The 14,247-nt window shown below is 72.5% G+C and carries 13 protein-coding genes and 1 pseudogene; all 14 read right to left on the minus strand.

Annotated elements, in window-relative coordinates; all coding sequences use genetic code 11:
- Positions 1-9 precede the first annotated feature (9 nt).
- Positions 10-602, minus strand: a pseudogene (locus tag ACU6WZ_RS12740) (Uma2 family endonuclease).
- 91 nt (positions 603-693) lie between these two features.
- Complete coding sequence (locus tag ACU6WZ_RS12745; protein WP_447033436.1) at positions 694-1,353, minus strand: response regulator; 660 nt, start codon at positions 1,351-1,353, stop codon at positions 694-696.
- The gene (locus tag ACU6WZ_RS12750; protein ID WP_447034010.1) at positions 1,350-2,687 is read right to left on the minus strand and encodes a sensor histidine kinase; all 1,338 of its coding nucleotides are present in this window, start codon (positions 2,685-2,687) and stop codon (positions 1,350-1,352) included. The genes ACU6WZ_RS12745 and ACU6WZ_RS12750 overlap by 4 nt, the downstream gene beginning before the upstream one ends.
- 109 nt (positions 2,688-2,796) lie before the next feature.
- Positions 2,797-3,621: an NmrA family NAD(P)-binding protein gene (locus ACU6WZ_RS12755; RefSeq protein ID WP_447033438.1), complete on the minus strand. Its 825-nt coding sequence runs from the start codon at positions 3,619-3,621 to the stop codon at positions 2,797-2,799.
- 102 nt (positions 3,622-3,723) lie between these two features.
- Entirely contained in the window at positions 3,724-4,596 is an 873-nt protein-coding gene (locus ACU6WZ_RS12760) for an alpha/beta hydrolase (RefSeq protein WP_447033440.1), read from the minus strand.
- Between the two features lie 61 nt (positions 4,597-4,657).
- Positions 4,658-5,878, minus strand: a complete 1,221-nt coding sequence (kynU, locus tag ACU6WZ_RS12765; RefSeq protein WP_447033441.1) for a kynureninase — start codon at positions 5,876-5,878, stop codon at positions 4,658-4,660.
- Positions 5,871-6,713, minus strand: coding sequence for a tryptophan 2,3-dioxygenase family protein (locus tag ACU6WZ_RS12770; protein ID WP_447033442.1), 843 nt, complete (start codon positions 6,711-6,713; stop codon positions 5,871-5,873). Before ACU6WZ_RS12770 ends, kynU begins: the two co-directional genes overlap by 8 nt.
- A gap of 156 nt (positions 6,714-6,869) precedes the next feature.
- The gene (locus ACU6WZ_RS12775; protein ID WP_447033444.1) at positions 6,870-7,283 is read right to left on the minus strand and encodes a DUF3151 domain-containing protein; all 414 of its coding nucleotides are present in this window, start codon (positions 7,281-7,283) and stop codon (positions 6,870-6,872) included.
- 87 nt (positions 7,284-7,370) lie between these two features.
- Positions 7,371-8,882 carry an MFS transporter gene (locus tag ACU6WZ_RS12780; RefSeq protein WP_447033445.1) on the minus strand — a complete coding sequence of 504 codons (1,512 nt, stop codon included), beginning with the start codon at positions 8,880-8,882 and terminating at the stop codon, positions 7,371-7,373.
- A 111-nt stretch (positions 8,883-8,993) separates the two neighbouring features.
- Entirely contained in the window at positions 8,994-10,025 is a 1,032-nt protein-coding gene (fbaA, locus tag ACU6WZ_RS12785) for a class II fructose-bisphosphate aldolase (RefSeq protein ID WP_447033447.1), read from the minus strand.
- 200 nt (positions 10,026-10,225) lie between these two features.
- A complete protein-coding gene (pyrE, locus tag ACU6WZ_RS12790; protein WP_447033448.1) occupies positions 10,226-10,762 on the minus strand; it encodes an orotate phosphoribosyltransferase in 537 nt (178 codons plus the stop codon).
- 33 nt (positions 10,763-10,795) lie between these two features.
- Entirely contained in the window at positions 10,796-11,587 is a 792-nt protein-coding gene (locus ACU6WZ_RS12795; protein ID WP_447033450.1) for an aldose epimerase family protein, read from the minus strand.
- A 132-nt stretch (positions 11,588-11,719) separates the two neighbouring features.
- A complete protein-coding gene (locus tag ACU6WZ_RS12800) occupies positions 11,720-12,505 on the minus strand; it encodes an SRPBCC domain-containing protein (protein ID WP_447033452.1) in 786 nt (261 codons plus the stop codon).
- A 114-nt stretch (positions 12,506-12,619) separates the two neighbouring features.
- Positions 12,620-14,245, minus strand: coding sequence for a polyamine aminopropyltransferase (locus ACU6WZ_RS12805; RefSeq protein WP_447033453.1), 1,626 nt, complete (start codon positions 14,243-14,245; stop codon positions 12,620-12,622).
- Between the last annotated feature and the right edge of the window lie 2 nt (positions 14,246-14,247).

A 14,247-nucleotide genomic window follows, 5' to 3' on the forward strand; every position in this document is an offset into this window, starting at 1 on the left:
GCGCAGACGCTAGCGGACGTACTTCATCAGCCGCTCCGTGTCGAGTTCGATGCCGACGGGACTTGGGAGAGCAACCGTTGCCCGGAACCTCACCGTGTGGTGGTCGCGATATTCCCCGGCGTCCGGGTCGGGCTCGCTGAATACGGTGACGGTCAGGCATCACGGTCGATGAGCAGATGAACCGGGATTCCCGCAGCGGCATAGGCGGGTGGCTTCTCCTGTCGATCACGCCGGTCCGTGGCGGAGTCGTACGAGGTGATCTCGACCGTCATGAGCACGCCCTGGGGATCACCCCAGTCGGCCTGTCCGTCAAAGTGGTCGACGGGCGCCAGCACCCCGTCCGGACGGGCGCGGCCCTTGCGATAGGCCTCCACCTTGAGTCCCTGGGTGGGGTTGAGATCCAGATCCGGTCGTGCCTGCATGCACAGGCGCACCAGCCACATGGTGATCGCCCCGTGGGCCCCGTCCGTCACGCCCTCGTCCCCGATCCGCCCGCCGATGAATTCGAACCTGACGGCATCGGACTCGGCAGCGGCGAATTGTGCGATCTTCTCGAATTCTTCCGCCGTCACGTGAGACGTGCGTTCTGCCATAACCGTCATGATGCGCCCCCTTCCGGGCCGAGGCCGGTGTGACGGGACCCCGGCTCGTCCAGGGCGGCTTTGCTGCCTGGCCACCCGTGTGAGTGACCCCTTACCCCGGCGTCACCAGTCGCGCCTCGTACGCGAAGACCGCTGCCTGCGTCCGATCGCGCAGGCCGAGCTTCACCAGGATGCGGCTCACGTGTGTCTTGATCGTGGACTCGGCCACCACCAGGTGCGCCGCGATCTCCGCGTTCGACAGGCCCTGGGCGATCAGGACCAGGACCTCTGTCTCGCGCTCCGTCAGGTCGCCGATCTGCGCGAGCGCCGGCGGGCGCGGGGTCTCCGCGAGCTTGGAGAACTCCGAGATCAGGCGCTTGGTGACCGTCGGGGCCAGCAACGCCTCACCGCCTGCCACCACCCGTACGCCGTCCGCCAGTTGGCGGGCCGAGGCGTCCTTCAGGAGGAAGCCGGAGGCGCCCGCCCGCAACGCCTGGTAGACGTATTCGTCGAGGTCGAACGTCGTCAGGACCAGCACCTTCGCGTCCGCGTCGGCCGCGACGATCTCGCGGGTCGCGTCGATGCCGTTCAGTTCCGGCATGCGGATGTCCATCAGTACGACGTCCGGCCGCAGCGCCGCCACCTGCGCGATCGCCTCGCGGCCATTCACCGCCTCGCCGACGACCTCGATCTCCGGCATCGCGTTGAGGAGGACGGTGAAGCCCTCGCGGACCATGATCTGGTCGTCGACGATCAGTACCCGGATGCTCATGCGGCCGGCTCCGGAGCGACCACGGGCGCGGTCGGCGCGGTCGGCGTCACCGGGATGAACGCCGCCACCTCGTAGCCGCCGTCCTCCGTCGTCTGCACCGTCATCTCGCCGTTCAGCATCGACACCCGCTCCCGCATCCCCGTGAGGCCGTGGCCCGCCCCGGGCGACGGCTTGACCGGGCCGCGGGGCGCGGAGTTGACGATCCGCAGGCCGAGGCCGCCGAGTACGTACGCCACCTCCACCTTCGCCGTCGAGCCCGGCGCGTGGCGCAGCGCGTTGCTCAGCGCCTCCTGGATGATCCGGTACGCCGACAGCTCGACACCCTGCGGCAGCTCCCGCACCGATCCCGTGACGGTCTCGTACACCGTCAGGCCGGCCTCCCGTACGTTCTCCAGCAGCCCGTCGAGCTCGGCCAGCGTGGGCTGCGGGGCGTCCGGAGCCTCGTAGTCCTCCGCCCGTACGACGCCCAGTACGCGCCGCAGCTCGGTCAGTGCCGCCACCGCGTTCTCACGGATCGTGGCGAAGGCCTGCTCCAGCTCGGGCGGCGGGTTCTCCACCCGGTAGGGCGCGGCCTCCGCCTGGATGGCGACGACCGACATGTGGTGCGCGACGACGTCGTGCAGCTCGCGGGCGATCGTCGTGCGCTCCTCCAGGAGCGTGCGGCGGTCGCGCTCGGCGGCGGTGACGGTCCGCTGGACGGTGACCTCCTCCTTCGCCTGCGAGCGGATGTGCAGCATGCTCACCACGAGCAGCGCGAGGAGCGAGAGCAAGGCCATCGCGCCGGTGTCGTCCGTCCGGTCATAGGTGCCGGACGACATCATGAGGCCGAAAGCCAACGTCACCGCCCACATCCAGCCCGCCGTCCGGGGCCTGGTCCTGGCCGCCACCACGACCAGCACAGCGAGGTGGCCGACGAAGGCACTCTCCGTCCAGGGGAAGGTGGCGGAGCCGTCCGCCAGGCCGGCCGACAGCAGGGTGGCGACCAGCGACAGCCACCACGCCAGGACCGGGCGGACCAGGGTCAGCGCCACCGGAACCGCCGACACCAGTCCGATCAGCAGCATCCGGAAACCCGAGAGGTAGCCCGCCGATCCCACCGTGACCGCCACGAACACGGTGAACAGCGCCAGGCCGAGCACCACGGCATGCGGCGCCCAGCCCCCGTACTCCCTGAAACGGGCCGGCAGCCGCCGCAAGAGCGGCCCGTCCGTCCCTATCGGCGGCAACGGCCGGTACGTCAGCAGTCCCTCGATCAGGTCCTTGCGCAGGCCGCTCAGCGCCCCCATCGCCAGGTGGAGCTCGGGGCTGCGGTTCTCGGTGTCGGTCACCCGTATGACGGTAGGCGGCGCGGCGGCCCCCGTCGTCCGCCCCCGTGGGGATCCCGCCGCGTCCGTCCCAGGGACTACGTACGGACCGCTACAGCGCGGTACCGCGTACGGCCCGCTACGCCGCCCGGAACGCGTCCGCGTGCTCCGCCGCCCACTCGGTGAAGGTGCGGGCCGGGCGTCCCGTGACCCTCTCGACCGTGTCCAGCACGGTCCGGCCCTCCCGCGGAGTGTTCTCGTACACGTCCAGCAGGAAGCCGATGGTGTCCGCGGGCATCCCCGCCTGCTGCCACTGCTCGGCCGCCTGCTCCCCGGTCAGCTCGGTCAGCCCGATCTCCCGGCCGCTCGCCTCCGCCAGGATCCGCATCTTGTCGCGCACCGTCAGCGTCTCGGGTCCAGTGATCGTGTACGTACGTCCGCCATGTCCCGCCTCGGTGAGCGCCACCGCGGCGACCGCACCGATGTCGCCCTCGTGGACCATCGCGCTGACCCGGTCGACGAACGGCTCCCGCACCCCGTCGCCGGTCCGGACCCCGTCCGCCCAGCCCAGCGCGTTGGCCATGAACTCGACAGGCTCCACCACCGTCCAGTCCGTCTGCCCGGCCTCCACCGCGTCCTGGAGGGGCGTCGGTCCGCCGCCGTTGAGGACGGTGACGCGCCGTACGCCCGCCTTCGCCGCCAGCTCGACGATCTCGGGGCCGGTGGTCAGCGGCGCGAAGTACTCTCCCCCGAAGGTGATCAGGTGCAGGCCCGTGACGCCCTCCAGCGCGGGCACCAGCGTCGCGGGGTCACTCAGGTCACCGCGTACGGTCTCGACGCCCGCCGGGAAGTCCGCCTTCGCCGGGTCGCGGGTCAGCGCCCGCACCCGCTCGCCCCTGCGGATCAGTTCGGCGACCACCTGACGGCCCACTGTGCCCGTCGCTCCGGTTACGAGAATCGTCATTACGGGCTCCTTGGCTCGGCTCGATGCCACCACGTTAGGAACCCTTGCGGACAGCTTCTGTCCGCAACCCGCAATCGGAGCCGGTTCTCCAGGTCCGCCGGCTCAGTACGCGAGCTGCTCGATCTCCTCGGCCACCACCGCGCACGCGTCCGCCGCCGGGTCGATGAGCGGGAAGTGCCCGACGTCCTCCAGCAGCGTCAGACCGACCGTCTCCCCCGCCTTCGCGGCCGCTTCGATGTAGGCCTCCGCCACCGCCTGCGGTACGACGATGTCGGTGCGGCCCTGCACGACGACCGTGGCGATGCCGGTCGGCAGCAGCGAGGCCGGATCGGCGTGGGGGCGGCGCTCGTCGAAGTGCTCCTTGCCGCCCAGCAGCTGGACGGCGGCGCCCGAGCACACCTCCAGCTCGGCCGCGACGGCGAAATCCGCGATCGGCGCCAGCGCCACGACACCGCGCAGCGCCGGCGCCGCCGGCAGGTGCCACGGCGAGTCCGGCGTCAGGACGTGCCGGGCGGCCGCCCACAGTGCGAGGTGGCCGCCGGCCGAGTGGCCCGTGACGACGACACGACGGAAGTCAGCCCCGGGCAGCGCCTCCCGTACGAGCGCGGGCAGCAGGTCCATCGCCGTGGCCACGTCGTCGAACGTCTCCGGCCAGCGCCCAGCGACCGGCCCGCCCCCACGTTGCCGCGGCAGCCCGCCGCCCCGCCGGTACTCGACGCTCGCCACCGCGAAGCCCCGGCGGGCCAGGAAGTCCGCGAACGGCGAAACGTGCGCACGGTCGTACGCGGCCCGCCACGCACCGCCGTGCAGCAGCACGACCAGCGGAGCCCGGTCCCGGCCGTCGCGCGGCGCGTAGAAGTCGACGACCTGGTCGGGGTGTTCGCCGTACGCGGCCGTCACGTCGGGCGCGACGGCCGCGTGCGAGAAGGCCGAGTCGGCCTCGGCGGCGTCCCGTTCGGCTGAGGGGTCCGGCATGCGGGGACCAACCCTTCGGTGCATACAGCCAATTGATCTAGAAGCGGGACGCTACCAGCCTTCAGACCTGCGCTTCTCCCGGTGTCGACACCAGGATGTCGCCCAGCACCCGCGCCGCCTTCTCCGTGTCCGCGAAGCCCACGTACAGCGGGGTGAAGCCGAACCGCAGGACGTCCGGGCGGCGGAAGTCGCCCACCACCCCGCGCGCGGTCAGCTCCCGCATGACCTCACCGGCGTCGGTACCGTCCGCGCAGCGCAGCGAGACCTGGCTGCCGCGCTCCGCGTGGGCGGCGGGTGTCACCGACGCAACCCGCCCTCGGGGCACGTACGCCGCCACGCACTCCAGGAAGAAGTCCGTCAGCGCGAGTGACTTCTCGCGTACGTCCTCGACGGCGACCCCGTCCCACACGTCGAGCGCGGCCTCCAGCGCCAGCATCGAAAGGATGTCCGGGGTGCCGACCCGGCCGCGTACGGCGCCCTCCGCCGGGGTGTAGGCCGGTGTCATGCCGAACGGGTCCGCGTGCGAGGTCCAGCCGGGCAGCGGGGAGTCGAAGGCGGCCTGGTGGCGCCCGGCGACGTACAGAAAGGCAGGCGAACCCGGTCCGCCGTTCAGGTACTTGTAGGTGCAGCCGACCGCGAAGTCGACGCCGTGCTCGTCCAGGCCGACCGGCAGCGCGCCCGCACTGTGGCACAGGTCCCAGACGGCCAGGGCGCCCGCCGCGTGGACGGCGGCGGTGAGACCCGGCAGGTCGTGGCGGCGGCCGGTGCGGTAGTCGACGTGGTTGACGAGGACCGCGGCGGTGCGCGGGCCGAGGGCGTCCGGCAGCTCGGCAGGGGCGACGGGCACGACCCGACGGCCCGTCATGCGGGCCGCGGACTCGGCTATGTAGCCGTCGGTGGGGAACGTCGAGGCGTCGACGAGTATCTCGTCGCGGAACTCCGGCGCCAGGCGCGCCGCCCCCACGACCGCCTTGAACACGTTGACGCTCGTCGAGTCGCCCACGATGACCTGATCGCGGCCCGCGCCGACGAGCGGTGCGATCCGCTCCCCGACGCGCTCGGGCGCCGTCCACCAGCCGCTCTCTTCCCAGGAGCGGATGCGCAGCTCGCCCCACTCGCGGGTGATGACGTCGGCCATCCGCTGCGTCACGTGGCGGGGCAGGGCGCCGAGCGAGTTCCCGTCCAGGTAGACGACCGAGTCGTCGAGCGCGAACAGCTGACGGTGCTTGGCCAGTACGTCGGCCGAGTCCAGGGCGGCTGCCCTGCGCCGAAGATCAGACATGGCTGCGCGCCGTCCACAGCTCGGGGAAGACGTTCTTGGTCGCCCGCTTCTCCAGCCAGGCCACCCCGGCGGAACCGCCGGTGCCGACCTTGGAACCCATGGCACGCCTGGTCGCGACCAGATGGTCGTTGCGCCAGCGCCACACCAGCTCACCCACATCGGTCAGCAGCTCACCGAAGCGGACCAGTTCGGCGTTCTGGTCGCCCTGGTACAGCTCGGTCCAGACCGCCTCGACCTCGGGGGACGGCTCGTACTTCTGCGACAGGTCGCGGTCCAGCACCGCGGCCGGCACCGGCAGGCCGCGCCGGGCGAGCAGCCGCAGCGTCTCGTCGTACAGGCTCGGCTCGTGCAGCGCCTTCTCCAGCTCGGCGTGCACCCGGGGCGCACCCCGGTGCGGGACGAGCATCGACGCGGACTTGTCGCCGAGCAGGAACTCCATCCGCCGGTACATCGCTGACTGGAAACCGGAACCCTCGCCGAGCGCGCTGCGGTAGGAGTTGAACTGCGCGGGCGTGAGGTGGGCGAGCGGCCGCCAGGAGGCGTTCAGGGCCTCCAGCTCGCGCAGGGAGCGCTTCAGCGCGTCCGTGGCGCGGGGCAGGTCGTCTTCGCCGATCGCCTTCGCCGCGGTCTCCCACTCATGGACGATGACGGTGAACCACAGCTCCATGACCTGGGTCGTCACCAGGAAGACCATCTCTCCTGGATCGTCGGAGAGGGTGTGCTGCAAGTGGGTGAGGACGTCCGCCTGTACGTAGTCCTCGTAGGGCGTGGTGCCCGCGAAATCCAGGTTCGGGGTCTCCGAAACTGCACCGGGGGCATCGGGGTGCTGCGACATCGCTGTCTCCTCGACACGTGCTTCCAGGTAGCGGTCCGCCCCTTCCCTGTGGCTGTGGAGCCCCGGTCCCCTCCCGGCATCATAGGACGGCCGTGCGCCGCCCGGCAGGGGGGAGGCCCGCGCCGGGCGCAGGCCTCCCGTACACACCGCCGGTGCTCAGCCGAGAGTGTCGGCGGCCGCCGAGGATGAGTCGCGCAGGAAGGACGCGCAGCGCTCGTACTCCTCCTGCTCGCCGATGGACTGCGCGGCGCGGGCGAGGCCGTGCAGCGCGCGCAGGAAGCCGCGGTTCGGCTCGTGGTCCCACGGCACGGGGCCGTGGCCCTTCCACCCGGCGCGGCGCAGGGCGTCCAGGCCGCGGTGGTAGCCGGTGCGGGCGTACGCGTACGACTCGACGACGCGGCCGCCGTCGAACGCCTCGTCGGCGAGCTGGGCCCAGGCGAGCGAGGACGCGGGGTACTTCGCGGCCACCTCGGACGGCGCGGAACCGGCGGCGAGCAGCTCGCGCGGCTCCGGGTCGTCGGGCAGGTGGGTCGGGGGCGGTCCCCCGAGCAGATCTTGGTGAATGGCCATGGGCTCCAGTCTGCCTGGCCTGCGGCGCGGACGGCACCAACGGGGTGCGGGGCGCCGCCTTACGGCCCCCTATCGCGCACCAAGCCGTTACTGCCCCGCCTCGCGCACCGTGCCCCCCGGCCCCGTGTCCCCGCGCCCGGCGTCCCCCCGCCCCGGCTCCTCCAGCGGCGGCGCCGACAGCGGGCAGTTGACCCGCCCCTCCGGCACGCACCCGCCCGGCCGGGGGCTGCGCACCGTCAGCCAGGCGATCACCGACCCCAGCACCAGCACCCCCGCACACATCGGCATCGCCCGCCGGAACGTCCCACCGAATTCCGCCGCCGACCGGTACGCCTCCGGCCCCATGCCCGCCAGCAGCGGCAGCGCCGCCACCGCGATCAGGCCGGCCGCGCGGGCCGCCGCGTTGTTGACGCCGCTGGCCAGCCCCGCCCGGCCGGTCTCCACCGACGCCAGCACGGTGGCGGTGAGCGGCGCGACCAGGGTCACCATGCCCGACCCCATGACGAGCATCGCGGGCAGCACATCGGCGACGTACGACGCCCCCTCCCCCACCCGCAGCATCAGCAGCATCCCGCCCGCGCACAGCAGCGGCCCGACGGTCAGGGGGATACGCGGCCCGATGCGCTGGGCCAGCGCGCCGGACTTCGAGGACAGGAAGAGCATCAGGACGGTGGTGGGCAGCAGCGCCGTACCGGCCTGGAGGGCGGAGTAGCCCACGACGACCTGGAGCTGAAGCGCGGCGAGGAAGAAGAAGCCGCTGAACGCGGCGTACACGCACAGCGTCACGACGTTGATGGACGTGAACTGCCGGGACGCGAAGAGCGACAGCGGCATCATCGGGTCGGCCCGCCGCTTCTCGACGTACAGGAACAGCGCCCCGAGCACCGCGCCGGCCGCCGCCGACCCGATCACCAGGGGGGACGCGGCCCGGCCCGGCGCCTCGATGAGCGCGTACGTCACCAGCCCGAGCGCGAGCGCCGCCAGCACCGCGCCGAGGACGTCGAAGCCGCCGTGCGCCCGCGGGTCCTTCGATTCGGGTACGTGCCGCAGCGCGACCGGGACGCAGAGCGCGGCCAGCGGCACATTCAGCAGGAACACCCAGCGCCAGCCCGGTCCGTCCACCAGCCAGCCGCCGAGGAACGGCCCGATGGCCGCCCCGACCCCGCCGAGCCCCGACCAGAGGCCGACCGCGCGGGCCCGGTCGTCGGGGTGGAAGGAGGCCTGGATCAGCGCGAGAGAGCCGGGGGTGAGGAGGGCCCCGCCGACGCCCTGGAGGGCGCGAGCGGCGATCAGCACCTCGGCGCCGGGGGCCAGCCCGCACAGCAGGGAGGCCACCGCGAACCACACGATGCCGATCACGAAGATCCTGCGCCGGCCGAACCGGTCACCTAGTGCACCGCCGAGCAGGATCAGCCCGGCCAGGGTGAGCATGTAGGCGTTGACGGTCCACTGAAGGGCCGCCAGGTCGGCGTCCAGGTCCTCACCGATGCGGGGCAGGGCCACGTTGACGACGGTGGAGTCCAGCATCGCCATGCTGGATCCGAGGACGGTCGTCAGCACCACCCAGCGCCCGGTGCGCGTACCGAGCCTGATGTCCATACGCAGGATCATCCCCGCCCCCGGCGCGGCGCGCAGGGCGGGGACGGAAACAAGAAGCCGGGCCCGGCAGGAGAACCAGCCGGGCCCGGAACTACGGAGTCGAAGCGACGCCTACTTGATCTTGGTGCCCGTGGAGCGCAGGTTCGCGCACGCCTCCGTGACGCGCTTGGCCATCGACGCCTCCGCGAGCTTGCCCCAGGTGCGCGGGTCGTACGTCTTCTTCGAGCCGACCTCGCCGTCGACCTTCAGGACGCCGTCGTAGTTGCGGAACATGTGGTCCGCGACGGGGCGCGTGAAGGCGTACTGCGTGTCGGTGTCGAGGTTCATCTTCACGACACCGTTCTCCAGCGCGGTGGCGATCTCCTGCTCGCTGGAGCCGGAGCCGCCGTGGAAGACGAAGTCGAACGGCTGGCTGCCTGCCGCCTTGCCGTGCTTCGCGGCGACGCCCTCCTGGAGGTCCTTCAGCAGCTCGGGGCGGAGCACGACGTTGCCCGGCTTGTAGACACCGTGGACGTTGCCGAAGGAGGCGGCCAGCAGGTAGCGGCCCTTCTCGCCCAGGCCGAGCGCCTCGGCGGTGCGCAGCGCGTCGTCGACCGTGGTGTAGAGCTCGTCGTTGATCTCGTGCGTGACGCCGTCCTCCTCGCCACCGGTCGGCGTGATCTCGACCTCAAGGATGATCTTCGCGGCGGCGGCCTTGGCGAGCAGCTCCTGGCCGATCTCCAGGTTGTCGGCGAGGGTCTCGGCGGAGCCGTCCCACATGTGCGACTGGAAGAGCGGGTTCAGGCCCTTGGCGACGCGCTCGGCGGACACGTCGATCAGCGGACGCACGTACGTGTCCAGCTTGTCCTTGGGGCAGTGGTCCGTGTGCAGCGCGACGGTCACCGGGTACTTCGCGGCGACGATGTGCGCGAACTCGGCCAGCGCGACGGCGCCGGTCACCATGTCCTTGGAGTACTGGCCGCCCAGGAACTCGGCGCCGCCGGTGGAGATCTGGATGATGCCGTCGCTCTCGGCGTCCGCGAATCCGCGCAGCGCCGCGTGCAGGGTCTGGGTCGAGGTCACGTTGATGGCCGGGTAGGCGAACTTGCCTGCCTTCGCCCGGTCGAGCATCTCGTTGTAGACCTCGGGGGTTGCGATGGGCATCTGTCCGCTCCTTGTGATGTGCGGGTGTGTGGTGCTGGGCCCTGACCTGGGGGCGACATCATCGTCGCCCCCATCTTTCCAGACTCTCGTCCCGGCTCCAGCAGGAGTGTCCGGGGGGCACGGCTGAGGGGCGGGCTGTTTCACGTGAAACAGCCCGCCCCTCAGTCGCCCTTCAACCCGCCCCTCACAGAACGTGCAGGTCAGAGCCCAAGGTCGGCCAGCTCGTACCCGGTCAGGTACGTAAGGCCGGCGTTCGCGATGGCCCCTGCGGCCCCCCGGTCCACGATCGTCGCCACCGCGACGACCTCGCCACCGGCCTCGCGGACCGCCTCGACGGCGGTCAGCGGGGAGCCGCCCGTGGTCGAGGTGTCCTCGACGACCAGGCAGCGGCGGCCCTTGACGTCGGCACCCTCGATACGACGCTGCATCCCGTGCGCCTTCTGCGCCTTGCGTACGACGAAGGCGTCCAGCCGCTGCCCGCGCACGGCGGAGGCGTGCAGCATCGACGTGGCTACCGGGTCGGCGCCCAGGGTCAGGCCGCCGACGCAGTCGTAGTCGAGGTCGGCGGCCAGGTCCAGCATCACCTGGCCGACCAGCGGTGCGGCCTTGCCGTCCAGCGTGATCCGGCGGAGGTCGATGTAGTAGTCGGCCTCGATCCCCGAGGAGAGGGTCACCTTGCCGTACACCACGGCCTTGTCCTTGATCTGCTGGAGCAGCTCACCACGTACGTCAGTCATGCACTGAGCTTAGACGGCAGCAGGGGCGTGCTCTCAGAGCCGGCGCCAGGTCCAGGTGGTCGCGATCTCCAGGGGCTCGATCGGCGTGACGTACCGCGGCCCCGTGTTGAGGCCGTTCGGCGGTCCCGACTGCGGCTCCACGCAGACCGCTTCGGCCTGCTCGTCGTACACGACGACCCATTCGGCCGGGCTAGCGACCTTGAGCTCCAGCTGCCCCGGCCAGGTGAGCGTGACGTCGACCCCGTCCGGCATCCCGAAGCAGTCGTCCCATGGACCGGACGCGGGCGCGATCCGGTTGCCGGTCGGCAGGTGGTCGGCCCCGCGCTCCTCCTGCCAGGCGGGCGAGAAGTCGATCTGTACGTCCTGCCCGCCGCCGAGGTTGCGCAGGAACCAGGGGTGCCAGCCGGCCTGGGCGGGGAAGGAGTCGCCGTACGTCTCGATGCCCATGGCCACCGTGAGGGAGTCCTCGGTCAGCGCGAACGCCTGGGTGACACGGCCCGGGTACGGCCACGGGTCGGCCAGGTCGTAGGTGAACGCGGCCTCGCTCTTCTCGGCGTGGGCCGTGCGCCAGGCGACGTCGCGGCCGGTGCCGTGGATGGCGTGGGGCGGTTCGTTGACCGGCAGTTGATGCAGGGTCGCGCCGTTCAGGAAGGCGCCCCGGTCGGTGCGGCCGCACCAGGGGACCATCGGGAAGGAGCCGTAACGGTCCCCCTGCCGCAGGACCTCGGTTCCGCCGATGCGCAGGCCGGCGATGCGGCAGCCGTTGCCCTGGGCGATGGTCAGCTCGGTGTCGCCCGCCGTCAGACGGGTCTCGTTGATGCTCACGCCACGACCCTAGGCGGTGAACCGGGGGCCGCACCCCACAACCGGGGCCGCGCCCCGCAACCTGGGGATCCGCCCCAGACCGCGCTCCCTCAGACGGCGAAGGGCTGGGTTGCCGTCCTGGACAACAGCTTCTCAGCGCCGCCGGCGCAGCGCGCGGCCCACGACGACCGCCGAGGCCAGTGCCAGCGCCGCCGCGGGGGCGACCCAGCGCAGGGTGTCGGTGGCCGACGTGGCCTGTGGGGCCGCCACCGGCGCGTAACGCCCGCGCGGCGGCGCATGGTCGACCTCCTCCGCGCTGCGGCCGATCATCGTGCGCCGCGCGTGAGCGGCCTCGGCCGGGGGCTCCCCCGGCGCGGGCACGGCCGGTGCGCCGTTCAGGTCGGCCGTCGGATCGAGGGACGGCGGCGGCACCTCGGTGTCGAACACCGAAGCCTGCGCCTCGCCCTCGGGGAGGGGTGCGCCGGCTTCGTCGGACGCCTGGGCGGCGTCCGACGCCTTCGGCGCCGCCAGGGCGGCGGTGAACCGGTTCAGCAGGCGGTGGGCCGCGGACAGCTGCGCGTCCGCGTCGAGTTCCGCGACGCGGCCCTCGCCGCTCGCCGTACCCGTGTACGTCACCGTCGTGCCGCCGCCGGCCTGCGTCAGCCGCGCCGTCAGCGCCAGCTTCGCAGAGCCCGTGCCGCGCACCTCCGCCCCCTCGCCCTCGACGGCGAAACTGCCGTCCGGCTGCGTGGTGACCCGCAGGGATCCCCGGTAGGTGATGGTGTGGCCGCCGACGCGGACCTTCAGCCGGCCCGCGAGCGGGCCCGACGCCTCGGCGTCCTGCTGCAGCCCGGGGACGCAGCGCGCGACCCGGGCGGGGTCCCCCAGCACCTGTCGGAGGGTCTCTGCCGGAACCGGAACGAACACCTCATGCTCCATGGGACCGAGACTACTCACGCGCACCCGCCGTGTGTACGACTCCGGGTGGAAAACGCCCGCGCGCTGCGTCGGGCAGATGACCGGCAGATGAGTGAGGCAGCAGCCGAGCCGGGGTCAGCCGGTGGCGTACCGCGGATGCACCAGCGTCGAAGCCGCCACCCCCCGCACCCGCGCCGCCTCCGCCGCCCGCGCCCCAGCCCGCAGCGCCGCATCCGACAGCGACCGCAGCGGCGGTACGTCGTGAGCGAGGCCCAGCGCCGGCCGCGCGCCGCGGGCGGCGAGCACGAAGCCCCAGTCGCGGGGCGCCCCCGCCGCTCCCGACGCCCGGTCGGGGCCCGCGGTGAACGGGGAGAGGCGGCCGCCCGCACGGTAGGGACGCGTCCGCAGCCCGGCCGCCCGCAGCGTGGACTCGACGGTCCAGTACGCCCGCGGCCGGCACGCCATCGGTCCGGCGTGGACGGCGATGCGCCCGCCGGGCGCCAGGACCCGCGAGGCCAGCCCGTAGAACTCCTGCGAGTACAGCTTCGTGCTCGCCGTGATGCCGGGGTCGGGCAGATCCGAGACGACCACGTCGAACGGCCGCCGCGCCGGCCCCTCCCGCCGCAGCCACTCGAACGCGTCGGCGTACTCCACCCGCACCCGCGGATCCTGGTGCGCGCCCCGGTTGAGCGCCGCAAGAGCAGGGTCCGTACGGGCCAGCCGCACCACGGCGGGGTCCAGTTCGACCACCGTCACCGACTCCACGCCGGGGTAGCGCAGCACCTCCCGCGCCGCGAGCCCGTCCCCGCCGCCCAGGATGAGCACCCGCCTCCGGGGGCCCGGCATCGCCGGGTGGACCAGGGCCTCGTGGTAGCGGTACTCGTCGCGGCCGCCGACCCGCAGCCGGCCGTCCAGGAACAGGTCGGGCGGCCCGCCGGGGCTGCCGGTGAGAACGACCTCCTGGACGTCGGTCTGCACGGCGACCCGCACACTCTCCCCGTACACCGCCCGCCGCGCCGCCCGCTCGAAGTCGTCGGCCAGCACGGTCGCTGTGGCGAGCAGCGCCAGCACCAGCGCGTTGACACCGATCAGCAGCCGGCGCTCGCGCCGGGTCAGGTCGCGCCGCAGCAGCCACAGCACCAGTGCCCCGCCGGCCACGGTGTTGACCGCGCCGGTCACCAGGGCGCCGGTCAACTGGCCGAGCAGCGGCAGCAGAAGGAAGGGGAACGCGAGCCCGCCGACGAGGGCGCCGACGTAGTCCGCCGCGAAGAGGTCCGCGACGTCGCCGCTGGTGTCGTGGCGCTCGCCGCGCCGGGCCGTCCGCTGGATCAGCGTCATCAGGAGCGGGATCTCGGCGCCGATGAGCACCCCGATCGCGAGGGAGAAGCCGACCAGTGCGTACGGAGCCCCGCCCACCCAGGCGAAGGCCGCGTACAGCAACGCCGCCGACGTGCCTCCGACCAGCGCCAGCGCCGCCTCCACGAGCCCGAAGCCGACGGCCGCCCGGTGGCGCAGCCGCTTGGCGAGCAGCGAGCCGAGGCCCATAGCGAAGACCATCACCGACAGCACGACGGACGCCTGGGTGACCGAGTCGCCGCTCAGGTACGAGGCGAGGGCGACCAGTTCCAGCTCGTACACGAGTCCGCACGCCGCGCACACGAAGACCACGCCGAGCACCAGCAGCCGTCCGGTGCGCGGCCGCACGGGCAAGGGCGCCGGGGTGCGCGGCACGGACGGCGGTGCATGCGAATCGATCACCATGG

The organism is Streptomyces hypolithicus (genome assembly GCF_052934925.1).

What these genes read in the sequence shown, in the direction of transcription:
- ACU6WZ_RS12770 (WP_447033442.1), bottom strand. Translation starts at nt 6,713, where the DNA reads ATGTCGCAGCACCCCGATGCCCCCGGTGCAGTTTCGGAGACCCCGAAC.
- ACU6WZ_RS12745 (WP_447033436.1), bottom strand. Translation starts at nt 1,353, where the DNA reads ATGAGCATCCGGGTACTGATCGTCGACGACCAGATCATGGTCCGCGAG.
- ACU6WZ_RS12780 (WP_447033445.1), bottom strand. Translation starts at nt 8,882, where the DNA reads ATGGACATCAGGCTCGGTACGCGCACCGGGCGCTGGGTGGTGCTGACG.
- ACU6WZ_RS12755 (WP_447033438.1), bottom strand. Translation starts at nt 3,621, where the DNA reads ATGACGATTCTCGTAACCGGAGCGACGGGCACAGTGGGCCGTCAGGTG.
- kynU (WP_447033441.1), bottom strand. Translation starts at nt 5,878, where the DNA reads ATGTCTGATCTTCGGCGCAGGGCAGCCGCCCTGGACTCGGCCGACGTA.
- pyrE (WP_447033448.1), bottom strand. Translation starts at nt 10,762, where the DNA reads ATGACTGACGTACGTGGTGAGCTGCTCCAGCAGATCAAGGACAAGGCC.
- ACU6WZ_RS12805 (WP_447033453.1), bottom strand. Translation starts at nt 14,245, where the DNA reads ATGGTGATCGATTCGCATGCACCGCCGTCCGTGCCGCGCACCCCGGCG.
- ACU6WZ_RS12800 (WP_447033452.1), bottom strand. Translation starts at nt 12,505, where the DNA reads ATGGAGCATGAGGTGTTCGTTCCGGTTCCGGCAGAGACCCTCCGACAG.
- ACU6WZ_RS12775 (WP_447033444.1), bottom strand. Translation starts at nt 7,283, where the DNA reads ATGGCCATTCACCAAGATCTGCTCGGGGGACCGCCCCCGACCCACCTG.
- fbaA (WP_447033447.1), bottom strand. Translation starts at nt 10,025, where the DNA reads ATGCCCATCGCAACCCCCGAGGTCTACAACGAGATGCTCGACCGGGCG.
- ACU6WZ_RS12760 (WP_447033440.1), bottom strand. Translation starts at nt 4,596, where the DNA reads ATGCCGGACCCCTCAGCCGAACGGGACGCCGCCGAGGCCGACTCGGCC.